Raw genomic sequence first — 25027 nt, 5'->3', positions numbered from 1 at the left:
GTTTAAGTGCGGTCTAAAAACACAAAAATTAATTTATGGTAGCAGATGCGTCCGAAGCGAGTGCCAGCAAATTCGCAAATGTGACTTGTTCATTGAATAATTCACCCACGATATCGCCTCGGTTGAATACCAAGGCTCGATTACAAAGATGTGCAATTTCTTCAAAATCGTTTGAAATCACAATAATTGCAACACCTTTTTTCAAGGCTTGATTTAATAAGTCATAAATTTCTGCTCGTGCACCAACGTCTACACCCGCAGTTGGATCTTCTAAAATCAGCACAGGTGTATTGAGCTGCATCCAACGTGCAAGCACAATTTTCTGTTGATTACCTCCTGAAAGCGAACTGACCTCAATAAATAAATTTTTCGGCCGAATATCAAAGAGCTGGAATTGATACCAACATTCAGACCTTTCTTTTTTGCTTGCATAATTTTTTAATGGAAAATGACCGTTTAAGATAGGATTGATAAAGAGATTTTCCATGGTTGTCATTGACATGACAAGACCTTCTCGGATACGGTCTCCGGCAACAAGTGCTACGCCTTTATAAATTGCCTCACATGGCGACTCGGCATGATAAGCACATTCATTTAAACTAATGTCTCCACTTTCCAACTTACGTAGTCCAAATAATAATCGTCCTATCTCTTCTTGTCCCGCACCTCGCAATCCTGCTAATGCAATCATTTCGCCCTGATGTAAACTAAAGGAAACAGGACCGGTATCACCAACAACAACTTCGTTAAGCCGTACCACTTCTGGTGTGTTTTTAGGCAATGGTTCACGTTGTTTTTCTCTTGTTTCTTCACCAACAATAGCCTTCACTAGAGCTTTCACATCATAATCTTTAGTCGAACCTTCTGCCACAGAATAACCATCACGCATGACTAAAATGCGATCAGAAAGCCTAATGACCTCATCCAATCGGTGAGTGACATAAATCATACCAACGCCCTGTTTACGTAGGCGATTAAGCACCTTGAATAAATGTTCAACATCACCTGCAGGTAGAGAGGCAGTTGGTTCATCCAACACTAAAATCTCAGCATTGACAGCAATCGCACGAGCAATGGTCAATAACGCTTTTTCTGTACGACTTAAGTCAAAAACTCGAGTTTGAGCAGAAAGGTGAATACCAACAAAATCCAATGCTTCTTGTGCTTGTTGATTAATTTTTTTCCAATCAATCAAGCCGAAACGGCGAGGAAATCCCATTACAAATGCCATATTTTCAGCAATCGTCATCCATTCAACCAGCCCTAAATCTTGATGAATAAAAGCAATAGGTTGTTTATTTTTATTGGTAAGAGATTGTGCCGATTGGATTTTTTGTTGATGAAAATAAATTTCACCTTCATCACGAGAATAGATACCTGCCAGAATTTTAATTAAAGTGGATTTGCCCGCACCATTCTCACCGAGCAATGCAACAATTTCTCCTTGGTGAATATTAAGGCTAACATCATTTACCGCTACCTGATTACCGAATCGTTTGATGATATGCTGTAGCTGAAGAATTGGAACGTCTCCATTTGCCAACATAAGCTCCTCCTTCCGAATAAGGAATAAGTAAAAGTGCGGTCAATTTAATAAAAATTCTGTTTCTTATCATTGAATATACTTATTTTGCTAATGCATCAATTTTTTTAACTAAATCATCACCATTTTTCTCAATGAATGCCTTGCGTACTTCGTTTTCAATGGCTGCCCTAAACGGTCCGGTATCAACACGCTCAATAATTTCAACGCCCGCTTTTTGCATTTTTTCAATAATGCTTTTTTCATTTCTAAGGTTAAGCTGGCGTTGATAAGCACCTGCTTCTTGTGCAGCTTCGACTAATGCTGTTTGCAATGCCGGAGACAGGGCATCGAATTTGGCTTTGTTCATAACAACAATCAATGGCGTATAACCATGGTTAGTTAAGCTTAAGTATTTTTGCACCTCATATAATTTGGCTGACCAAACGATACCAACAGGATGTTCTTGAGCATCTACCGCACGTGTTTCAAGTGCGGTATAAAGTTCGGATAATGGCATTGGAACTGGATTTGCCCCTAAGATTGAAAATGCTTGAATATACATTGGATTTTGGTTAGTCCGCACTTTTAACCCTTTAATATCATCAGGGGATTTTACAGGATGTTTTGAGTTAGTAAAAGATCGAAATCCTACTTCCCAAAAAGCTAAACCTTTTAATCCTTTGGCTTCTAATTCTTTTAATAAACTTTGACCAATTTCACTATCCAATACGGCATATACATGCTCGCGGTTTTGGAAAATGAATGGAATATCAATCACATTTAATTTTGGTACTAATCCAGAAAAATTTGGAGAACCTGACATTTCCAAGTCAATCGTTCCACCACGTACAGCACTGATCATAGTTTGTGCGTTACCTAACGTACTGTCTGGAAAAAGTGTTAACTTAATTTCTCCTTTTGTTTTTTCCTTTAAAAGGTCATTAAATTTCTTCGCTGCTTCATGTTGTGTATCACCACGAGGAGCTTCATAACCAAAACGTAATGTCGTTGCAGCATTGGTATTACCTGAGAATAGAGCTATGCTAGCGATTAACACAGAAAGCGTTTTAAAATTTAATAGTGTCATAATGTTCTCCTATGAAGATTTAAAGTTGTAACCAATTAAGTGGCATTAAAATTAAAGCAGGGAAGAAAATAAAGATAAAGAGCAACACAATCATCATCAATAAATAAGGAAGTATGCCCTTTGTCACTTGATCAAATGGCAATTTAGATACACCTGTAATGACATTAAGGACATTACCTACCGGTGGCGTAATTAAACCAATTGAAGTATTCAAAATAAAGAGCACACCAAAATAGATAGGGTTAATTCCTGCTTCCTCAACCAATGGCATTAATACCGGTGTGAGAATTAATACAGTAGGCGTAAGATCCATCACCATACCAATCAAAAAAACAAATAGCATTACGACAATAAGTAATAAAGTTGGTGTATCAATTAGTGGCTCTAACAATGCTGTCATCATATGTGGTAATTCAGCAATCGTGATTAACCAACCTGTAACTTGAGCAGCAGCAACGAGAAACATAACTACCGCAGTTGTTTTTGCCGCTGCGAGAAAAACTTGATAAAGTTGCTTGATTTTCAATTCCTTATATACAAAGAGTGCGACAAATAATGCATAAAATGCTGCAACAGCACCTGCTTCTGTTGGGGTAAAAATACCAGAACGGAAACCACCAATAATGATTACAGGTAACATTAATGCCCAAATACTATTTTTAAAGGAAGCACAAAGTTCTTCTTTTCTTGCCTTGGAAAAAGTCATTAAGCGAAGGTGCTTTGCTTGCCACCACCATAGGGCAGCTAAACAAATTCCCATTAGGATTCCCGGTACAATTCCCGCTAGAAACAGCTTAGTAATAGACACACCACTAGAGACTCCAAAGATAATAAACGGAATAGAAGGCGGGATAATAGGTGCAATAATACCAGCCGTACCAATCAAACCAGCCGAACGATCCAGCGGATAACCTGTTGTTTTCATCATAGGTAATAGCATCGCTGCCACCGCAGCGGTATCCGCAACAGCCGAACCTGACAAACTCGCCATAATCATCGCTGCAAGAATTGCAACAAAACCTAATCCTCCACATTTATGTCCTACTAATTTCATCGGCAAATCAATAATCCGTTTTGATAATCCCCCTTCATTCATAATTTCACCAGCTAAGATAAAGAATGGAATTGCCATTAAAGAAAAACTATCTGCACCACTCACGATTTGTTGTGCCAAAATTTGTGCATCAAATAAGTCTAAATACAACATTAATGCTATACCGCACAATAACAGAGAAAAGGCGACAGGAATACCTAATAAAATACCTCCTAATAAAGTGGAAAGAAAGATAATAACCGTCATTTGTTTTCTCCTTTTATCAAAGCACCAGCATTAGAAAAAAGTCGAATGATAAGTAGTATGGCAATAACTAAGCCTGTAATAAAACTAGCTAAATAAGTAATACCTGTTGGGATACCAGAAATAGGTGCCATATTAGTTAGATTAAGCTGAAATTGTATCCAGCCACCTGTAATTAAAAGATAACAGCAAAACAACATTAGGCTGTCCGTTAATAAGCGTAGAAAATTTCGCTGATGCTGAGATAAACGCTCGATAAAAATCGTAACATTAACATGACGATTTTCGTTAAAGGCTAAGATAGCACCAAGAAATGCCAACCAAACAAATAAGTAGCGTGAAACTTCTTCTGTAATATTGATACTGCTATTAAAGCCATAGCGTAGTACGACATTAAGGAATACCAAGCAAGACATCGTTGCTAAAATAATAACAACCAATGCTTCTAATAGTTTAGTTACGGTTAAACTAATCGATCTCATCATGCTACCTCTAATTCACATTTACCGTAATTTTAATAACAACTTTACGGGTTTAGTTGATTATTGATCAAAACAATGACCAGAGAACAAGTATTCCTTATAGGTTATAGGGATTTAATTTTTTCCCAAACAGAATCATCGACCGGAATACCATGAATTTTATTTTCAGCACGAACTGCCGCAAATTTATGACCCGGTAGGCGTATTGCAACATCAGCATCTACTCGTTCAGCTGTTTTCACATAGTCCATGATTTTATTAAGTTTCTCATCTTTTGTTTTACCATCAATTAAACGATCTACTTCAATAGCAATGAAGATTTGTGAAACACAATATTCATCATCTTTTTCTTCGGTAACTTCTGCAACAGATAAACCATTAGATAGTATGGTTGCAATCATATCTAGAACAATAGATAAACCTGATCCTTTCCAAAATCCCATAGGTAATAAGCGACGATTTTTTTCAACAGTACCGGGATCACGAGTTAAATTACCTTCATCATCAAATCCGGCATCAACAAATGTTTGTTGACCCGCTAAACGATGAACTTCTAACATACCGTAAGAATACATAGAACAAGACATATCAACCATTGTTATAGGGTTGGTCGGTACAGCAATAATCAATGGATTAGTACCAATACGACATTCTTTTGCTCCCCATGGCGGCATGACTGCAATTGAATTAGTCCAGCAAATTCCTATATAACCTTTTTCAGCTGCTTGCCAACCGTAGTCACCGCCTCGCATCCAATGGTTTGCATTTTTAAGAGCTACAACGCCAATGCCAAATTGATCCGCAATTTCCATGGCTCGATCCATCATTTTTTTTGCCGTGATATTACCAATCGCTTGATGAGCATCCCATTGTTCAATCGCACCTAAAGAAAGAACTTTAGTCGGAATCGCTTCCGGTACAATATCTCCTTTTTCCAGTTGAGAAATAAAACGAGGAAACCGGTTCACCCCATGAGAATATACTCCTGACTCAGTTGTATCTGCAAATATAGTCGCACATTCTTCAGCAATGTCTTCACGAACATTTCTTGCAAGTAATATACGTTTAAATTCTTGTTTGAGTATTTCGTAGCTGACTTTCATGTTTTAACCTCATTACGCCAATCTTTATTTCATATATTGAAACGATATTTTAAAAAATTATAGTCTGAATAAAATTTGTATGCAAATGAAAATAAGAAATAAAAGTTTTTATAAATCATATAGATATAAATTTTTTTATTTTTTGTGATCAAGATCTCATTTTTATTTTATCGATATATCACTAAAATAAAACTAACCAAAAAAGCTATTTAGGAATAAAAAATGAAAGAAGAGAATAAAAATAAACAAGCTAGCAGCAACCAAAGTTTAATTAAGGGTTTATTACTAATTGATATTTTGAGCAATTTCCCTAATGGTTGTCCATTAGCTAAACTAGCTGAATTATCTAATCTAAATAAAAGTACAACATATCGTATGCTACAAACACTACAAACCTGTGGTTATGTCAAACCTACCAATACAATTGGTACATATCGTTTAACAATGAAGTGTTTAACGATTGGGCAAAAAACCTTGAGTTCACTTAATATATTAAATATTACATCCCCTTACTTAGAGCAACTTAATTTGAATACAGGTGAAACAGTCAATTTATCTATGCGTGATCATCATCATGCTGTAATGATTTATAAACTTGAACCAACAACAGGTATGATGCGTACACGAGCGTATATTGGTCAGCGTTTAGAACTTTATTGTTCAGCTATGGGAAAAATTTTTATGGCATACGAAAAAAGACACATTCTAGATGATTATTGGGAGAAAAATCAAACGAATATTACAAAATTAACAGCTAATACAATTGTAACACTGAGTGCTATGGAGCTGGAGTTAAATAAGATTCGAGAATTAGGGTATGCCGTAGATAATGAAGAAAATGAAACAGGCGTAACTTGTTTAGCTTGCCCGATATTTGACATCAATAGCAATGTAATCTACTCCGTATCAATTTCTCTATCAACTGCACGTTTAAACCAAATCGGCAAAGATATATTGCTCATGCATCTCAAACAAACAGCACAATCCATTTCAAAAGAGCTGGGGGCGTAAATTCGCCCCCCAAAAGCCTTTAACTCTTAAAAGTTAAAAGCCTTGCTATGATACTTTCAGCTGAAACCTTTATTTATAGTCGACCAATCAAAAATGCTTTCTAACGCCTTTTTGACAGCTAAGTGAAGAAAATTTTAATACTTTTCCATATAAACTAACAAACTACCATCATAAATCTTTTGTTTAATAGCAGCAGCAATAACTTCATGACTATTCCATTCATACTGGCTCGTCATTACTTCACATATTTTTGAATTATGCAAATAATGTGCTAAACGCTGATTTATTTGATTAAGGAAAACATGTTTGACGGATAGCAAACGAGAAGTAAACATAATTTTCTCAGGTGAAAAAAGATTAACTAAATTGGATAAGATGTATGCAATAATATCGGCTATGTTAGCTAAAATTTCTAATGCTAAAGGATCTTGAAGCTGTGCTTTTTTACATAAAAAATTGATCTTTTCTGTCGTGTTAATTAAATTATTATTTGGATAATACAGATCTATAAATTGACAAAATGCTTTATAAGTCAATTGATTATGTATTTGATATCGCTCAAGTTCAGATAAATGTTGATTGATCTTATCTTGCATTGGGTAAAGGCGAGGAACAATTAATTTGTCAATATTCATACAAGCGTTATGGTTACTTTGTAGAATAACCCCTTTTGATAAAACACTCAAATTAATGACTTCATCAATTTGTAAGAAAATCACATCATCGTATCCTATCACGCTTCCTAATGTGCTTTCCGCCAATAACCAAGTTTCAAAATATTCCGTTACAATAATCGGTATATCAAAATAGCCTGCAAATAAAGATGTTAGATCCACATTTAATTCGATCTCCCCCAAACGTTGCAGAAAACCAGACAAATGGTGTAGTTTACCCGCCACTGCAATAGAAAAAGTAATCGGACGACTCAATTTAGTCCCAACTTTTGATAAAAAATCTTCAAAATAGCAAGGCAACATTTGTTCTAATGAAGATAAATCAGAAAGATCAAGAGGATAAACTTCTTGGGCTATTGTTGTGCCATCCAGCTCACATAGCAAAATATCAAAATGATCGTATGTCAGTGTTGCACAAAGAGATTGCCAGTAAAATGGTGAGACACATAATCCAACTGCCGGACGACCACGATTTTCCGTATTTTGTACCGCTCTTTCAATCACCAATTTTTTTTCTATAAGTTCTCTAGTTAAGGAGGTGATAGTTGCAGGAGCCAGTTGAGATAACTTGGATAAATCAATACGTGAAATTTCTTCAAATTGTTCAATTAAGCGATAAATTTTGCCTAGCTGCTTCATTCTCAGAGGTAATTTATCCTCTTTTCTCACTTTTGCCATATTTTCTACCTGTTCTACCTGATTATTTTAATTCATAAAATTGTTCATTTATACCAAGAAATTTTCCTAATAAACAAGGGACTTATATAAATTATGTGTGCTATCTCACAAAAACAAAAAGTTCCGATACATTTTGGTAATTTTAATGAGTTACGGTAAAATGACTAAGTTTTACAATTATAAAAACTGATTTGAGGTTTATATGACAAAAATTGCATCTGTGGCTAATATTCTAAAAGGAAAAATCACGGTCGGTGAAACTGTAACAGTACGTGGTTGGATTCGCACTCGCCGGGATTCTAAAGCAGGACTATCTTTCTTAGCTATTTACGATGGTTCTTGCTTTGATCCTATCCAAGCTATTGTAAATAATGATATTGAAAACTATGAAACGGAAATTTTACGTTTAACTACCGGTTGTTCCGTTGTTGTCACTGGAAAAATTGTCGAGTCTCCTGCTGAAGGACAAGCTGTTGAATTACAAGCCGATAAAATTGAAGTTTCCGGTTGGGTTGATGATCCTGAAACTTATCCAATGTCTGCAAAACGCCATAGTATCGAATATTTACGTGAAGTGGCACACTTGCGTCCACGCACTAATATCATTGGTGCAGTAGCTCGTGTTCGTCATTGCTTAGCTCAAGCTATTCATCGTTTTTTCCATGAACAAGGTTTCTACTGGGTAGCAACACCCTTGATCACAGCTTCTGATACTGAAGGTGCCGGTGAGATGTTCCGTGTATCAACTTTGGACCTAGAAAATCTGCCTCGCACAGATAAAGGTGCGGTTGATTTTAGCCAAGATTTTTTTGGTAAAGAGTCTTTTCTAACGGTATCGGGTCAATTAAATGGTGAAAGTTATGCTTGTGCATTAAGCAAAATCTATACTTTTGGTCCGACATTCCGTGCAGAAAATTCAAATACAACGCGTCATTTAGCTGAATTTTGGATGGTTGAACCTGAAATTGCTTTTGCAACTTTAGCTGACAATGCAAAATTAGCAGAAGATATGCTGAAATATGTTTTCCGTGCAGTATTAAATGAACGTGAAGATGACTTAAAATTCTTTGAAAAGCATGTTGATAAAAATGTGATTACTCGCTTAAAAGATTTCATCAATTCAGACTTTGCTCAAATAGACTATACTGATGCGATTGATATTCTGTTAAAATCCGGCAAAGCGTTTGAATTTCCTGTATCTTGGGGAATTGATTTATCTTCTGAGCATGAGCGTTATTTAGCCGAAGAATACTTCAAATCGCCGGTTGTAGTTAAAAACTATCCTAAAGATATAAAAGCTTTCTATATGCGTTTGAATGATGATGGTAAAACAGTCGCTGCAATGGATGTTCTGGCCCCCGGAATTGGTGAAATTATCGGCGGTTCTCAACGCGAAGAACGTTTAGAAGTGCTTGACAAACGCATAGCAGAAATGGGACTAAAAGCTGAAGATTATTGGTGGTATCGTGATTTACGCCGTTATGGAACGGTTCCACATGCAGGTTTTGGATTAGGTTTTGAGCGTTTAATTGTTTATGTTACAGGCGTGCAAAATATTCGTGACGTAATCCCATTCCCTCGCACACCTCGTAATGCAAATTTCTAAATACAAGAATTGATTAAATTACTTTTCATAAAAAAACCGCACTTTAAGTGCGGTTCAAAAAATTGCTTTAGTTTATTTCACAATACGCAAATGTGATGTTCCTTTCTGGGTTTTTGTTTCAGTCTTTTTCACTTTCTTTTGATCAACTGCTTCAGCAAAACCTAAAGGCTGTTCATCAACACTGTCAATATTTAATTCATCATAAAATGCTTCCGGTTCAAACATGACTCCATCGCCATTTTCTCGTGCATAAACAGCTAATGCCGCTCCCATAGGAATATAAATATCTCTAGATACCCCCTGAAAACGAGCACTAAACTGAATCGCCTCATTATTCAGCAATAAATTACCTGTCGCATTTGCAGATAAATTCAAAACAATTTGACCATCTTTGACATACTCAACAGGAACCTTTACGCCTGAATAAGTTGCATTTACAACAAGATAAGGAGTTAAGTCGTTATCAATCAACCAATCATAATAGGCTCTTAATAAATAGGGACGTTTAGGTAAAAATTTATACGACATATTAATCCTATTTATCCTCCATTAAATTTTTAGGTGTCATTTCACCAACAGATTGTAAAAATGAATCACGTTGAAACACTCGCTCCATATAAGATTTTATCGCTTTACTGCCTGTGCCTGTAAATACAACACCAAGTTGCTGCATTCGCCATAATAACGGCGCAATATAGCAATCAACTAAACTGAATTCTTCGCTCATAAAATAAAGTGACTGGCCAAATACAGGTGCTATTGCCAAGATTTCTTCTTTTAATTGTTTCAATGCAATAGCTCTTTCACTCTCTGAACCTTTTTCTGCTTTTTCTAATACAGGATACCAATCTTGTTCAATACGTAACATTAATAAACGGCTTTTACCACGAGAAACCGGATAAACCGGCATCAATGGAGGGTGCGGAAAACGCTCATCTAAATATTCCATAATGATACGAGAGTTGAATAAAACTAAATCACGATCCACCAAAGTAGGAATTGTGCCATAGGGATTTAATTCCATTAAATCTTCTGATATAGATTCAGAATCAACTATTTCTGTTGCATAAGCAACACCTTTTTCAGCTAAAACAATACGAACCTGATGGCAATAAATATCAACCTTATCTAAAAAAAGAGTCATTATTGAACGTTTATTCGCAGCACTTGTCATCTTTTCCTCCGACGACTTGAAAATTAATAAAGACTTTTCATTTTACCATAAATGAAAAGGCAATGCATAAGCCTCCATCATAATTTACTGACAAAATAAGAAAAAAAAATTGCAAGCCATTTGGCTTGCAATTTTGTATATAAAATTAACGTTTTGAGTATTGTGGACGGCGACGTGCTTTGTGTAAGCCGATTTTCTTACGTTCAACACGGCGAGCATCACGAGTAACAAAACCAGCTGCACGTAATGCAGGACGTAGTGTTTCATCATACTCAATTAATGCACGAGTTATACCATGGCGGATTGCACCCGCTTGACCGGAAATACCACCACCTTTAACTGTGACGTATAAATCTAATTTATCAGTTAATTCAACCAATTCTAACGGTTGGCGTACGATCATACGAGATGTTTCACGACCGAAATATACGTCCAACTCACGTTGGTTGATAACAATTTTACCACTGCCCGGTTTGATAAATACACGAGCTGAAGAGCTTTTGCGGCGACCTGTGCCGTAGTTTTGATTCTCTGCCATTTTCCTAACCTCGTGATTAAATATCTAGAACTTGTGGTTGTTGTGCTGCATGGTTATGTTCTGAACCTGCATACACTTTTAATTTACGGAACATTGCTCGACCTAACGGACCCTTTGGCAACATACCCTTAACTGCAATTTCAATCACTGCTTCCGGACGGCGTGCAATCATTTCTTTGAAAGTCGCTTGTTTAATACCACCTACATAGCCAGTATGCCAGTAGTAAAGTTTATCAGTTTCTTTATTACCTGTTACTGCAACTTTTTCTGCATTGATAACAACGATATAATCACCCGTATCAACATGCGGAGTATACTCAGCTTTATGTTTACCACGAAGGCGACGAGCTAACTCAGTCGCTAAGCGACCTAAAGTTTTACCTGTCGCATCCACTACATACCAGTCACGTTTAACCGTTTCCGGTTTTGCTACAAAAGTTTTCATTAATTAATTACCAATAAAATAATATTAATACCCAGTGCTTATTAAACTTAAGCACAACCATCAATCTTAATCTCCACCCCTTCGAGTGTGATCTTGATAAAATAATGTGCGGTGGGAAATCCAACACATTCACAGGGTCCGGCGATTATACAAGAGATTTTTATAAAAGCCAATTTTTTTAAACATTTCATTAGGATATTTTAACTAAATATGCATTTGGTAATACCGTTAAACTTTTGTCAACCGTATTTATGTTGTTCGCTATATGTTATTCAATACCCGTTATGACACTAAAATACCGCATTTCTTTTGGTTTTAGCATAATTAATGAGCCATTATTTTGAGCTGCCAAAAATCCTTCCGGACGACAGGTTGCTGGTAAGACAAAAGCACCCACTTGCTGATCGGCATTATATAAAATCCAGCGTGTTGCATAATTGAATTGTGCTGACGAGAATTTTACCAAATAATTATGACCTTTCGGGGAGTGCATACGATATTCAAGTTGTGACTGATATTGTTGCAAATTATCCATAAAAAACACTATCTCCGGATTATACATTTCATCATTTTCCAACGATGACAGTGTATAATTCCCTTTCTTAATCTCCTCATTAAACGATAGCCATTGCGGTGTCGGTTTCACATGAGCCGGAATAGTTTGGCGTAATTGCACCGCACTTTCAGGGATATTTTGGCTGAATGTTGCACCATGTTCATAGCAATAATTCATATGACACATATACTGTAACGGCATATCAACACTGGCAAGGTTTGTCACTGCCATATTGATATTAAATAATGTACTGTCAGCAGATAATATCACCTCCGGTCTAGCTGAATAATGCTCACCGAAACCTTTCACATATTCAACTTCACCACCAATCCCTAATTTGTCATCTTCAATAATCAACCAAGCCTTATCCATTACGGCACAAGGCATTTCACCATGCAAAGGATGCTCGTCTTTTGGACTTGGGCAACCATTACGAATTAAGCCTGAATGGAAAGCAAAACACCCGTAGGTATCAATAATAGTTGTTCCCCGCTTAGGTTCGTTGAACATATTTTTCATTGTGAGAGTTTGTCCGTTAAATTGAACGTCCCAAATGATTTGCCCATAAAAAGGTAAAACAATTAGAAAACCTTTACTATTGATCAGTTTGACCGCCTCAATACCGGATTGATATTGAAATGCGACCGCACTTAGCTTTTCATTTTTAAAAATAAGTTGTTCTTTATCTGTAAATTGTGATTTAGATAAATAAAGGTAGCTTTTCATACTATTTCTCCTTGTTTTCTTTTAATTTTCCATAAAAATAATAGCCAACATAAGCAAAACAGAATAAAGGTACAATAAATGCAAGTTGAAGAGATCCTAATGTATCTGAGACATAACCGTGAATTGCGGGAACAACAGCTGCACCGATAATAGACATGACGACAACAGCCCCACCCACTTCTCTATGCTCTTGATTAACAGTATCCAGTACGGAAGCATAGATTGTTGCCCAGCAAGGACCAAACAACAAACTGGCGAAAATAGCCGCATAAACAGCAGAAAAATCATGAACAAAAGAGGTATAAGCTAGAGTGATCACACCTAAAATGGAATACCAAAGTAAAACGAGATCTGACTTAAATTTAGTCATTAAGAAATTAGCGACAAATTTGCCAATAAAGAATCCAATAAAGCTATAAACCATAAAATTTGAGGCTTCACGTTCATTCATATCACTTAAATTGAGTGCCAAACGAATAGTAAATGACCATACGGCAACTTGCATACCAACGTAGAGAAATTGAGCAACAATTCCCTTTTTAAATTTTGTATTACTTGCTAGATATTTTAGCGTATCGGTAAATTTCACTTCTGATTTACCTGTTTGTGTAACTGCTTTACATTTAGGAAAAGAGGTAATTACGAATAAAAAAGTAACCGCAATCAATATGAAGATTAAGTATTTATATGGCGATAACGTATGTTCTAACATTGATAATTTAAATGAATGCAACTGTTCCGGTGTCATTCCTACCATTCGTTCTTCAAGACTGGCACCTTCTTGGAAGATGAGGTATTTACCTAATAAAATACCTGAAATAGCACCAACTGGATAGAAAGTCTGGCTTATATTTAATCTCAATGTTGCATGATCTTTATGTCCAATCATTGAACTATAAGTATTCGCAGAGGTTTCCAAGAAACTTAACCCAATCGCAATAGAGAAAATAGCCACTAAAAACATTGTGTATGTTGCCATATGCGAGGCTGGATAGAACAGTGAACAACCACCGATATATAGCATTAAGCCAATTAAAATAGCAATTTTATAGCTGGTTTTTTTGATCACCAATGATGCAGGTATCGCAATTAAAAAATATCCTCCATAAAATGCACTTTGTACTAAAGCACTGGCAAAATCACTCAGCGTAAATACACTTTTAAACTGAGTGATTAAAATATCATTTAAGCTGGCTGCTGCTCCCCAAAGTGGGAATAAACAAGAAAGCAAAATAAATTGGAAAATAGGTGTTTTATTGAGATAACCATCGGGCATTTGTTGAATATTTTTCATACCATACTCCTTATTTTAACGATTGTAGAAATTGTTCGAATTGTGCTTTATCCGGATAAGAAGATTGCGTACCTTGTCCGGTTACACTATAGGCTGAATAGGCTGATGCCATTTGCATTGCTTGTTTGACATCATTAGTTTGTATATAAAAATGTGCAAAACAACCAATGAAAGCATCTCCAGCACCACTAGTATCAATAGCATTAACTTTGTGCGAGGAGACATGTGTTACCTGATCCCGATGAAACCAAACCGATCCTTTTTCGCCTAAAGTCACAATCAGATTTTTTAATCCTTTCAAAAATAAGCTATTAGCTGCTGCTTGAATCTGTTCCATATTGTCAACTGGCATACCGGTTAGAATTTCCAATTCAGTTTCATTCGGCATAAAGAAATCACATTTACAAGCATAACTAATGTCTAATTCCTTACTTGCAGGAGCAGGATTAAGAATGACTGGAATTTGATGTTTATTGGCAAAATCAATTGCGTAATAAACTGTTTCTAAAGGAATTTCCAGTTGTAAAATAAGCAGCTTGCAGTTTTTCAACTGAACTTCAGCATGATCAATATCTGCCGGTTTCAAGTAAGAATTCGCACCTTTAATAATTAAAATGCGATTTTGTGAAGAACGATCAACAAAAATAGGGGCTACACCACTCGATACACCCACCACTTTTTCGACAAAATCGGTATTCACACCATATTGCTTGAAATTATTAATAGTATTATCTGCAAATACATCATCACCAACCTTAGTCATCATCATTACTGATGCACCTAATTTAGCGGCTGCAATAGCTTGATTTGCTCCCTTTCCGCCACAACCCATTTTAAAATCATGAGCTTCTAGCGTTTCACCCATTTTCGGCATATCATTAATATAGCTAATTAAATCCACCATATTTGAGCCAATGACTGCAATATCCATAATGTTTTTCTCCGTAATAAATGTTATAATTCTCACAAAATTTATTTTATTCAGTATATAAAATTAAAAATGTTAAAAAAGTGATTAAAGTCACAGTTTTTAATTTTTTTTGCAGTATCATATAAAAAAGTGAAAATAATCACATAAACCTAAAATAAGGAGGATATTTATGCAATCTTATGACATTGCTCAATTCATTGACCATACAGCATTAACTGCGGAGAAAACAGAACAGGATATACTGGATCTTTGTAACGAAGCGATTGAACATAATTTTTTTTCTGTTTGTATTAATTCAGGTTATATTCCGCTAGCAAGACAAAAATTACAAAATACAAATGTTAAAATATGCACAGTAGTTGGATTTCCATTAGGTGCTAATTTATCTACTGTAAAAGCTTTTGAAGCTAAAGAAGCAATAAAAGCCGGTGCAACGGAAATAGACATGGTGATTAACATTGGTTGGATTAAATCAAATCAGTGGGAATCCGTAAAAGCAGACATTCAAGCGGTTTTAGCTGCTTGTGAAGGTGCTTTACTTAAAGTTATTTTGGAAACTTGCTTGTTAACCAAAGAGGAAATTATCACTGCTTGTAAAATTTGTCGTGAACTGGGGGTCGGATTTGTTAAAACATCAACCGGTTTCAATAAAGGCGGTGCAACGGTTGAAAATATCGCACTAATGCGTCAAGTGGTTGGAGAAAATATCGGTGTCAAAGCTTCAGGTGGTGTGCGTGATACTAAAATCGCAATTGAAATGATTAAAAATGGTGCGACAAGAATTGGATCAAGTTCAGGGATTGCTATTATTAACGGTTTAACAGACAATAACGCTATTTATTAACCGTTTTAATTAATAGAGCCTGTTATGGATAAGAAAATACAATCACGCATTCAAAAATTAGACTTTTTGCTCAAACAAATGGATAAAATTCACTTGCGTGATGCTGCCACTATTTTAAATGTATCGGAAATGACAATTCGCCGTGATTTGGCTTCAGATACAGGCTCAGTTGTTTTACTTGGTGGCTATATTGTCAAAAATCCACAAAAAAACACCGATAACAGCTACCAAATTTTTGAGCAAGAAACAAAGCATATTGCCGAAAAAATGGAAGTGGGTCGCATTGCGGCTAATTTCATTAAAGACGGCGATGTGTGTTTTTTTGACTGTGGTTCAACAATTCCTTTCGTCGCCTCACAAATCGATCCTGCCATTAAATTCACCGCACTTTGCTGTTCAATTAATACCTTTATGGTGCTACAGGATAAACCTCATTGTGAAGTCATTTTGTGCGGTGGAAATTATTCAAAGAATAACTCTTTTTTAATTCCTATTCAGCTAACTAATGAACTGGATGCAATTTGCACAACAAAAGCGTTCATCTCAGCTGCAGGGATTGATGTAAATAAAGGCGTAACTTGCTTTAATTTTGATGAAGTAAAAACAAAACAAAAAGCAATGGAGAAAACCGAGCAAGCTATTTTGGTAATTGATTCATCAAAAATAAATCAAGTTCAAAAAGCTTATATTGATAAGATAGATAAATTTGACATAATCGTATGTGATCAGGAACTACCAAGCCATTTTTTAAAGTAAATATACCTTCAAAAAGGCATCTAAATTAAACTCAATTTCCTCTCTGACACATGAATAAAAACATGATAAAATTTGCAGAAAATGCGGAAAAAAAGACCGCACTTTTCTGCTTACAAGATAAGGAAAACTTATGTTAAAACTTTCTAAAATGACGTTTGGAATAGTGGTGTCTAATATATTAATCGGTTGTGCAAATATTGATGATAGTTACCATGCAACATTACAAGATTTTCAGCAATATGAAGCATTGACTCAACAATATAACATTCAGGAAAATTGGTGGACACAATATAATGACGAGCCGCTTAACCAACTGGTGAAACAAGCTTTGGAAAATAATAAAGATCTTGCCAAAGCCACTATTGCAGTAAACACGGCTCTGTACAATGCCAATTTGGTTGCGGCGGATTTAGTACCAAATTTCACACGCCAAACAGGTGTTAATTCTTCAGCCGCCAAAAATATTAACACAGGGAGCAACTCTAAAATTACTCACGGCGGTTCACTCAATATTAGCTACACCCTAGATTTATGGCAACGTTTAGCCGATAAAACCTCTGCTGCAAAATGGACACATTCCGCTACGCAACAAGATTTACAAGCAACAAAACTCTCTCTGATCAACTCAGTTGTCACAACTTACTATCAACTTGCCTATTTAAATGATGCCATTGCAGTAACAAACCAAACGATTAATTATTACTCAAAAATTAGTCGAATTATGCAAAATAAATTCAACCAAGGTATGGCAGATCGGGCAAGTACAGATCAATCACAACAATCAATTCTTAAGGCTCGTAATAATCTGATTAATTATCAAACACAAAAAAAACGTGCCGAAACTACCCTGCGTAATTTGCTTAACTTAAAACCGAATGAAGATTTAAACATCAAAACACCACATATCTTGGAAGTCAAAAGTGCGGAGGTAAATTTAGATATTCCATTATCAACCATTGCCAATCGTCCGGATATTAAAGGCTCTTTATATCGCCTCAATAGTGCATTTAAAAATGCGAAAGCAATGCAAAAAAGTTGGTTTCCATCAATCACACTGGGAGCAGGATTATCATCAAGCGGTAATAAAATTGACAATGCTTTCAACATACCGATTGCGACAGGAACGGTAGGCATAAACTTACCTTTCTTAAATTGGAATACAGTAAAATGGAATGTTAAAATTTCTGAGGCAGCTTATGAAAATGCAAAACTGAGTTTTGAACAAAACATCACCAAGGCTCTAAATGAAATAGACAACCTCTATTTCTCTTATACCCAAGCAAAAGAAAATGTTGCAAATTTACAAGAGACTTACCGTTACAACAAACGTATTACGCAATATTACAAAAACCGCTATGATGCCGGTATCGCAGAATTAATAGAATGGCTTAATGCAGCTAATATAGAAAATACCTCTCAATTAGCTATTCTGAATGCGAAATACAGTTTAATTCAAAGTCAAAATGCGATTTACAGTGCGATGGGCGGATATTATTCTACTAATTCCTCCCGCTAAATTAAGAGACTAGCATTCCTCTTTTTTACGCAAAATACTTTCAATGAACTTTCAGAACTACTCTCCAATGAATATCATTGGAGTTCAACCAAATGAAAGAGAAGGTAAAAAAATCTTAATGGATTAAACGTTACTTATAAGCCACAAGCCAAAACTATCATCATAGCTTCTCGCTTTCTATATAACCCGAAATTTCCCAATCCAACCCGCACTTTTTGTTAAAAAGTGCGGGCTTTTTTTACTTGTACTTCTCACTTTTTAAACTCTTGTCTTCATTTTTTACTTTTTTTTATCTTTTTTCACATTTTTTCATTTTTTTATTGACAGTACCCCCCCCCCGCTTAAAATTTCGCCCGCTTTGGTAGGTCCCCTACCTCTTTTTAAGGCGTGTCATAAATTATCGCCTCTTAGTGCGGTTAGCTTTTTTATGATTTTTCTATGTTAACTCTTTTTTTAAGGATTTCTTTTAAGTGAAAATTTTTTATTTATCTTTAACTGCGGTAGTTGTTTTAACTGCTCATTCGGCTATGGCTCAAGCTCAAGCTCAACAATCAAGTAATGGTAATAATCATATTAAGATTGAAAACGGTGGGGTTTATATTGGTGAAAATACTGGCTATCCTCAAAAAAATTCTCTTAAGGGTGAAAGCAAAGCCGTTGCCATTGGAAAAGGCTCAAAAGTCGGCGAGTCCGCTGTTGCTGTAGGTTATGAGGCAGATGCAGGAAAAGAAGGGGCTACTGCGGTTGGTCGTGGAACTAAAACTCAATCTTATGCCGTAGCAATGGGCTTCCAAGCAAATGCAGGTGTACAGGCGGTTTCTATAGGTAAAGATTCTAAAGCGACTGGAAATTTTGCAGTGGCGTTAGGTGATGAAGCGAATGCGAAAGGAGAATCATCTTTTGCTATCGGTAGAAATAGTTATGCTAATAGTTGGGCTAATGCATTTGGGGCAGCTGCTAAAGCCACAGGTCAAATTTCTACCGCACTTGGTTGGAGTGCACAAGCAAGTGGTGAACGTGCTCAAGCTATTGGTCCTGAAGCAAAAGCATCCGGTAAGCGTGCATTGAGCTTTGGTAGTGGTACAAATACAACTGCTGAGAATGGTGTATCGATAGGATCTCAAACTAACAATTATGCTATGGGAGCTGTTTCCATGGGGCATAATAACATCATACAAGCAAGTTCTAAAAACGCCGTTGTTATAGGTAATAATATTCATAATACCGCTAATAACTCCGTCTTCCTCGGTGATTCTTCTGCTTATGTAGAAAAAGGCGAAACAACGGGCGGTATCGGTAAAGTCAACGGCAATTACGCCGGCGTTGATGCAAAAGGCGTCGTTTCCGTGGGCAGCAAAGGCAATGAACGCCGTATTCAAAATGTTGCCGCCGGTTTGCTTTCTCATCGCTCAACTGACGCAGTAAACGGTAGTCAATTACACGCAACTAACCAACGTGTTGAAGAGGTCAATAAAGACGCTAAAGCCGGTATCGCCGCCGCGATGGCTTTTAAAGATGTGCCTTTCGTCCCGGGTAAATGGTCTTATGCCGCCGGTGCCGCTCGTTATAGCAGCGAAAGTGCGGTCTCTTTAAACCTCGGTAGAACTTCCAATGATGGTAAATGGGCTGTCTCCGGCGGTATGTCCTCCGACAGCCGTGGTCGAATAGGTTTCCGTGTCGGCGTCAGCGGCGTGTTTAACTAATTTATTTATCTAACCTAGCGATAACCTTTGAATTGCTAGGTTTTTTGTTTTATTCAAACACAAAAAAAGTGCCTCAAAAGAGGCACTACTCGGAAAGCAAAATATGTTGGCTACTTTTTTATAGCACTTTTTATAAGGTGCAATGTAAAAAATCATGTTCTATAATGCAAATACGTAATTTAAAATTTGTGAGTTAATTCACACTTTTAAATAAGTTTTTTATTTCTTATAACGTTTATTCAATTCAGTATAGCGTTTAACAGCTTTACGAATTTGTCCCGTTTTTATACGACGAGGTTTTTTAGTATCAATTTTGCTATCTGTTTCAGGCGGTAGCCCAACAAGTTTCCGTAAATAATTAATATTGGTTAGATCCATTTCTTCCCAACCGCCACGTGGTAACGATTTCGTTAATTTAATATTACCGTAGCGAATACGAATTAAACGACTTACTTGAATGCCTTGTGATTCCCACAATCGACGAACTTCTCGGTTTCGCCCCTCTATCAAGGTGACATCGAACCATTGGTTCATTCCTTGCCCGCCTGTTGCTTTAATACTGGTAAAGTTAGCAGGCCCATCTTCTAATTGAACGCCTTTACGTAAACGAGCAATCATTGCATCATCTACTTCCCCAAAAACACGCACGGCATACTCGCGTTCAACTTCGTGTCGTGGATGCATTAAACGATTAGCTAACTCACCATCAGTCGTAAATAAAAGTAGTCCGGATGTATTAATATCCAAACGACCAACCGCAATCCAACGAGATCCGTTTAAACGGGGTAAACGATCAAAAACCGTTGCTCTTCCTTCCGGATCATGTCGAGTGCAAAGTTCTCCTTCCGGTTTGTAATAGAGTAAAACTCGACATACTTCTTTTTGTGCTTGCGTTAAATTGACAATATGTCCATCAATTCTGATTTTTACGCCGGAATGTATATCAACACGATCACCTAAAGTCGCCATTTTTCCGTCAATACTAATACGATTGGCACTAATCATTGCTTCAATTGTCCGACGTGACCCTTGTCCTGCTCTAGCCAACACTTTCTGTAGTCTTTCCCCTTCGACTTTTTGCTGATTGACAGCATGAGTTGATTTTGTTGATGTTAGAGAAATTTGAGTGTTTTTTACCGCACTTTTACGTTCAGATACTGTTTCTTTGTTTGCAAATCGCTTCGTATTATCCCGCATAGACTCGTTGGTAACCTGCTTTGCAAAGTGCGGTTTAGTTGGACGGGATTTTTGCTTATTTACTTTCATTTATTTTCCTTACTGTCGCTTTCACAAGCGTCTATGATAATGGGAATGAATAAAGTTAATTTATATAAAAGGGCGAATATCACCGCTTCCTTCTCGTAAAATAACCGGGTTATCTTCTGTCAGATCCACTACTGTTGTCGGTTGCTGACTTAAATATCCGCCATGAATGATTAAATCTACTTGGTGCTCAAGGCGATCTCGAATTTCCTCCGGATCGGATTGTGTTGTATATTCTTCTCCGGGCAACATTAAAGAGCAGGATAAAATTGGTTCGCCTAAGGATTTTAATAGATCTAACGCAATTTGATTATCCGGAACACGAATACCGATGGTTTTACGTTTTGATGTCATTAAACGACGAGGTAATTCTTTTGTTGCACTTAGAATAAAAGTATAACGACCCGGTGTATTATTTTTAATCAAACGATATACCGAATTATTCACTACTGAATAAGTTGATAACTCAGACAGGTCGCTACAAACTAAGGTAAAATTATGCCCTTCGGGTAGCTGGCGAATTTTCACAATACGATCCATTGCATGCTTATCTCCAATCATACAACCTAGTGCATAACCGGAATCGGTCGGATAAACAATTACGCCGCCTTGACGTAAAATCTCCACTGCCTGATTAATCAGTCTGGATTGTGGATTTTCTGAATGAACATAAAAAAATTGACTCATATTTGTCCTTAAAAATCAGACCTAAAAAGTTTGGCGATTATACCCAAATTAAACCTGAGATTATAGCCTCATTATATTAGTAACCTTGAATAAGACCAAATTGGTAAAGTGCATTTTTCTTATAGCCATAAATTTCAGCAACAATAGATGCTGCTTTCTTTAAAGGTAATTCTTGGCTAACCAATTGTAATGTTTTAATCGCTTGAGGGGAAAATGTTTCATCTTCTCTTTTTGATTTGCCCTCAACAATTAGCACCATTTCTCCTTTCGTTCGATTAGGATCTTCTTGTAGCCATTGATGCAACTTTCCAACTTGATCTCCTCGAATTGTTTCCCAAGTCTTTGTGATTTCACGTGCAAGCACTACATAGCGATCGGCTCCCAATTCAAGTTCAATATCAGTCAAGCAATCCAAAATACGATGCGTTGACTCATAAAAAATCAAAGTGCGGTCTTCATTTGCTAAGTTTGCCAATTTATCTCGTCTTGCTTTACTCTTGGCAGGTAAAAATCCCTCGAAGCAGAAACGATCGGAAGCGATGCCTGATGCACATAATGCGGTTATTGCCGCACAAGCTCCAGGTAATGGGACTACTCGGATATTTGCTTGGTGACATTTACGCACCACGTGAAACCCCGGATCACTGATTAAAGGTGTACCAGCATCAGAAATAAGTGCTATATTTAACCCTTGTTGTAATTTCTCAATCAGTACATCTGCTTTTTGTTGTTCATTATGATCATGTAACGCAAAAAAATTTCTTTTAATGCCGTAGTGATTCAGTAATAAACCGCTATGACGTGTATCTTCCGCAGCGATCAAATCAACTTTGGTAAATACATCTAAAGCACGTTGAGTAATATCTTGTAAATTGCCGATTGGCGTTGCAACAACGTATAGAATTCCTGTCGAATTATTCATTTTTCACTTCTTTTATTTGCTTTTAATTGGTGAGATAAGTAAGATCACCGTGCATTTTACATTGCACATACTCAAGGAGCAATTTATGTTATCTATTTTAATGCAAGGTTTACGCTTAAAAAAATGCTTTCTCCCGATTTTAGTTATGTTTTTTTTAGCAGGCTGTGTCAATTTATTAGGCAGTAGCTTTACGGCAAGCTTAAAAAATGATGCCAATGCAAGTTCTGATTTTTACATTCGGAAAATTGAACAAACACAAAATCAACAAGATTTACAAACCTATAAACTTTTAGCTGCTCGAGTTTTAGTAACAGAAAATAAAATCCCGCAAGCGGAAGCATATCTTGCTGAATTGATAGATTTAAATGATGAACAAAAACTAGATAAATCCCTGATTGAAGCTCATATTTCTGCCGTTAAAGGCAAAAATGAAACGGCAGAATATCAATTATCTTTAATTCACTTGACATTACTTAGTCCTTCACAAAAATCACGTTATTATGAGATTGTTTCTCGTATTGCAGAAAATCGTCATGATAATATTTCAGCGATAAAAGCTCGAATTCAAATGGATAATTTTTTAAGTGATATTCAACGAAAACAACAAAATAATGACCGCACTTGGGCATTGCTACGCAATACAGATAGTGAAGTACTAAATAATACTGATGCGGAAGGAAATATTACATTGAGCGGTTGGTTAACATTAGCTCAACTATACAATGATAACCTTAATCAACCTGCACAATTAATTCAAACATTACTGACTTGGAAAAATTATTATCCAACACATACGGCAGCACATTTATTACCTACAGAATTACAAGGGCTTGCCAATTTTCAACAAACTACTTTAACGCAAGTCGGTCTAATACTCCCTTTAAGCGGCAATACACGACTTATCGGTGAAACAATTAAAAACGGGTTTGATGATGCCAAAGTCAATTACAATGTTCAAGTTCACGTATTTGACTCAATGAAAATGTCTATAGAACAAATTATTAATCAAGCAAAAAAACAGGGAATTAACACTCTTGTCGGACCATTACTCAAACAAAATGTTGATGTTATAGTCAATAATCCGTATTTGGTACAAGATTTAAATGTGTTAGCGTTGAACTCTACGCCTAATGCACGGGCAATTGAACACCTTTGTTATTATGGATTATCGCCTGAAGATGAAGCTGAAAGTGCGGCAAGTAAAATGTGGAATGATACAGTACGTATTCCACTTGTTTTAGTACCGCAAAATAATCTGGGGCGACGCACGGCAGCGGCATTTACTCTACGTTGGCAACAACTATTGGGTACTGATGCCAATATTAAATTCTATAATCAAACCGCAGATATTAATTTTGCATTAAAATCGGGGTTAAGTGAAAGTACTGACAGCGTGTATATTATTGCTAATAACAAACAATTAGCTGAAATTAAAGCAGTGTTGGATAATATTAATCCGACCCTAAAACTTTATGCAAGTTCACGTAGTAATTCGCCTAACAGTGGTCCTGAACATCGTTTGTTTCTGAATAATCTGCAATTTAGTGATATTCCGTTCTTCAAAGATAGGGAATCGGAACAATATAAAAAAATTGAAAAAATGACCAATAATGATTACTCATTAATGCATTTATATGCTATGGGTTATGATGCTTGGTTATTAATAAATCAATTTAATGAATTCCGTCAAATTCCCGGATTTACCATTGATGGGTTAACAGGAAAACTCAGTGCCGGCCCTAACTGTAATGTTGAACGTGATATGACTTGGTTCCAATATCAAAATGGCAGTATCTATCCGCTTAACGAGCAAGATGACAGCATCTATCTGATTAACGAAGAATGATACAATCCAAACGTCAACAAGGTGCGAGTTTTGAATATCAGGCTCGCCTCTTTTTAGAGAGACAAGGTTTAACCTTTATTGCTGCTAACCAACGCTTTAACTGCGGTGAATTGGATTTGATTATGCAAGATCGGCAAACGATCGTTTTTGTTGAGGTTCGTCAGCGTAAAAATCAAATTTTCGGTTCAGCAATTGACAGTGTAGATTGGAAAAAGCAGCAAAAATGGCTTGATGCAGCCAACCTATGGTTAGCACAATATGATTCCAGTTTAGAAGATGCGGACTGCCGTTTCGATCTGGTCGCTTTTGGAGCAACAACAAATGATATCCAATGGATACCTAATTTTCTTGATGAATAAAAAT

24 protein-coding genes are annotated in these 25027 nt (G+C 36.4%); 8 read left to right on the top strand and 16 right to left on the bottom strand.

Annotated elements, in window-relative coordinates:
* Positions 1-28 precede the first annotated feature (28 nt).
* The 5 genes from HNR69_RS03025 to yiaK form a co-directional block, all read right to left on the bottom strand.
* Positions 29-1546, bottom strand: coding sequence for a sugar ABC transporter ATP-binding protein (locus HNR69_RS03025; RefSeq protein WP_075293791.1), 1518 nt, complete (start codon positions 1544-1546; stop codon positions 29-31).
* 79 nt (positions 1547-1625) lie between these two features.
* Positions 1626-2612: a TRAP transporter substrate-binding protein gene (locus HNR69_RS03020; protein ID WP_011608915.1), complete on the bottom strand. Its 987-nt coding sequence runs from the start codon at positions 2610-2612 to the stop codon at positions 1626-1628.
* Between the two features lie 19 nt (positions 2613-2631).
* A complete protein-coding gene (locus HNR69_RS03015) occupies positions 2632-3912 on the bottom strand; it encodes a TRAP transporter large permease subunit (protein ID WP_012340399.1) in 1281 nt (426 codons plus the stop codon).
* A complete protein-coding gene (locus HNR69_RS03010; protein ID WP_012340398.1) occupies positions 3909-4391 on the bottom strand; it encodes a TRAP transporter small permease in 483 nt (160 codons plus the stop codon). The genes HNR69_RS03015 and HNR69_RS03010 overlap by 4 nt, the downstream gene beginning before the upstream one ends.
* Positions 4392-4495: 104 nt before the next feature.
* A complete protein-coding gene (gene yiaK, locus HNR69_RS03005) occupies positions 4496-5494 on the bottom strand; it encodes a 3-dehydro-L-gulonate 2-dehydrogenase (protein ID WP_075293790.1) in 999 nt (332 codons plus the stop codon).
* A 222-nt stretch (positions 5495-5716) separates the two neighbouring features.
* Between yiaK and HNR69_RS03000 the strand changes: the two genes are divergently transcribed.
* Positions 5717-6505 carry an IclR family transcriptional regulator gene (locus tag HNR69_RS03000; protein ID WP_075293789.1) on the top strand — a complete coding sequence of 263 codons (789 nt, stop codon included), beginning with the start codon at positions 5717-5719 and terminating at the stop codon, positions 6503-6505.
* 134 nt (positions 6506-6639) lie between these two features.
* On the opposite strand, the gene HNR69_RS02995 is transcribed toward HNR69_RS03000, so the two are convergent.
* The gene (locus HNR69_RS02995) at positions 6640-7857 is read right to left on the bottom strand and encodes an ROK family protein (protein WP_075293788.1); all 1218 of its coding nucleotides are present in this window, start codon (positions 7855-7857) and stop codon (positions 6640-6642) included.
* 202 nt (positions 7858-8059) lie between these two features.
* On the opposite strand from HNR69_RS02995, the gene asnS reads away from it, so the two are divergent.
* On the top strand, positions 8060-9463 hold the full coding sequence (gene asnS, locus HNR69_RS02990; protein WP_012340395.1) for an asparagine--tRNA ligase: 1404 nt from the start codon (positions 8060-8062) through the stop codon (positions 9461-9463).
* 72 nt (positions 9464-9535) lie between these two features.
* Here asnS and HNR69_RS02985 read toward each other — a convergent pair whose 3' ends face one another.
* From HNR69_RS02985 to rbsK, 7 genes are all read right to left on the bottom strand, one after another.
* Positions 9536-9991 (bottom strand): ClpXP protease specificity-enhancing factor, encoded by a 456-nt coding sequence (locus HNR69_RS02985; RefSeq protein WP_075293787.1) that lies wholly within the window; start codon positions 9989-9991, stop codon positions 9536-9538.
* A 7-nt stretch (positions 9992-9998) separates the two neighbouring features.
* Positions 9999-10637: a stringent starvation protein SspA gene (gene sspA, locus HNR69_RS02980; protein ID WP_012340393.1), complete on the bottom strand. Its 639-nt coding sequence runs from the start codon at positions 10635-10637 to the stop codon at positions 9999-10001.
* 145 nt (positions 10638-10782) lie between these two features.
* Positions 10783-11175 carry a 30S ribosomal protein S9 gene (gene rpsI, locus HNR69_RS02975; protein WP_011608906.1) on the bottom strand — a complete coding sequence of 131 codons (393 nt, stop codon included), beginning with the start codon at positions 11173-11175 and terminating at the stop codon, positions 10783-10785.
* Positions 11176-11191: 16 nt separating this feature from the next.
* Positions 11192-11620, bottom strand: coding sequence for a 50S ribosomal protein L13 (rplM, locus tag HNR69_RS02970; protein WP_011608905.1), 429 nt, complete (start codon positions 11618-11620; stop codon positions 11192-11194).
* A 268-nt stretch (positions 11621-11888) separates the two neighbouring features.
* Positions 11889-12902 carry an aldose 1-epimerase family protein gene (locus HNR69_RS02965; protein ID WP_012340390.1) on the bottom strand — a complete coding sequence of 338 codons (1014 nt, stop codon included), beginning with the start codon at positions 12900-12902 and terminating at the stop codon, positions 11889-11891.
* 1 nt (position 12903) lies between these two features.
* Complete coding sequence (gene fucP / locus HNR69_RS02960; RefSeq protein WP_041604145.1) at positions 12904-14196, bottom strand: L-fucose:H+ symporter permease; 1293 nt, start codon at positions 14194-14196, stop codon at positions 12904-12906.
* Between the two features lie 10 nt (positions 14197-14206).
* Positions 14207-15127: a ribokinase gene (gene rbsK / locus HNR69_RS02955; RefSeq protein WP_011608902.1), complete on the bottom strand. Its 921-nt coding sequence runs from the start codon at positions 15125-15127 to the stop codon at positions 14207-14209.
* A gap of 169 nt (positions 15128-15296) precedes the next feature.
* Between rbsK and deoC the strand changes: the two genes are divergently transcribed.
* The 4 genes from deoC (at position 15297) to HNR69_RS02935 (ending at position 19946) form a co-directional block, all read left to right on the top strand.
* Positions 15297-15971: a deoxyribose-phosphate aldolase gene (gene deoC, locus HNR69_RS02950; RefSeq protein WP_075293786.1), complete on the top strand. Its 675-nt coding sequence runs from the start codon at positions 15297-15299 to the stop codon at positions 15969-15971.
* A 24-nt stretch (positions 15972-15995) separates the two neighbouring features.
* Positions 15996-16727 carry a DNA-binding transcriptional repressor DeoR gene (gene deoR / locus HNR69_RS02945; RefSeq protein ID WP_011608900.1) on the top strand — a complete coding sequence of 244 codons (732 nt, stop codon included), beginning with the start codon at positions 15996-15998 and terminating at the stop codon, positions 16725-16727.
* Positions 16728-16857: 130 nt separating this feature from the next.
* Entirely contained in the window at positions 16858-18243 is a 1386-nt protein-coding gene (gene tdeA, locus HNR69_RS02940) for a toxin/drug exporter TdeA (RefSeq protein ID WP_075293785.1), read from the top strand.
* A 470-nt stretch (positions 18244-18713) separates the two neighbouring features.
* The gene (locus HNR69_RS02935) at positions 18714-19946 is read left to right on the top strand and encodes a YadA-like family protein (RefSeq protein WP_136122238.1); all 1233 of its coding nucleotides are present in this window, start codon (positions 18714-18716) and stop codon (positions 19944-19946) included.
* A 219-nt stretch (positions 19947-20165) separates the two neighbouring features.
* On the opposite strand, the gene rluB is transcribed toward HNR69_RS02935, so the two are convergent.
* The 3 genes from rluB to rsmI all read right to left on the bottom strand — a co-directional run bounded on the left by rluB (position 20166) and on the right by rsmI (position 22818).
* Complete coding sequence (gene rluB, locus HNR69_RS02930) at positions 20166-21212, bottom strand: 23S rRNA pseudouridine(2605) synthase RluB (RefSeq protein WP_075293783.1); 1047 nt, start codon at positions 21210-21212, stop codon at positions 20166-20168.
* Between the two features lie 60 nt (positions 21213-21272).
* The gene (locus HNR69_RS02925) at positions 21273-21896 is read right to left on the bottom strand and encodes an L-threonylcarbamoyladenylate synthase (RefSeq protein WP_011608895.1); all 624 of its coding nucleotides are present in this window, start codon (positions 21894-21896) and stop codon (positions 21273-21275) included.
* Between the two features lie 76 nt (positions 21897-21972).
* Complete coding sequence (rsmI, locus tag HNR69_RS02920) at positions 21973-22818, bottom strand: 16S rRNA (cytidine(1402)-2'-O)-methyltransferase (RefSeq protein ID WP_075293782.1); 846 nt, start codon at positions 22816-22818, stop codon at positions 21973-21975.
* An 85-nt stretch (positions 22819-22903) separates the two neighbouring features.
* On the opposite strand from rsmI, the gene HNR69_RS02915 reads away from it, so the two are divergent.
* A complete protein-coding gene (locus tag HNR69_RS02915) occupies positions 22904-24664 on the top strand; it encodes a penicillin-binding protein activator (protein WP_075293781.1) in 1761 nt (586 codons plus the stop codon).
* On the top strand, positions 24661-25023 hold the full coding sequence (locus tag HNR69_RS02910; RefSeq protein WP_011608892.1) for a YraN family protein: 363 nt from the start codon (positions 24661-24663) through the stop codon (positions 25021-25023). The genes HNR69_RS02915 and HNR69_RS02910 overlap by 4 nt, the downstream gene beginning before the upstream one ends.
* The last annotated feature ends 4 nt before the right edge of the window (positions 25024-25027 follow it).

The sequence above is a fragment of the Histophilus somni genome (assembly GCF_014202395.1).
Lineage (GTDB): Bacteria > Pseudomonadota > Gammaproteobacteria > Enterobacterales > Pasteurellaceae > Histophilus > Histophilus somni.
Note: the sequence above shows the minus strand (reverse complement) of the source record. Positions and strands in the feature narration are given on the sequence as shown.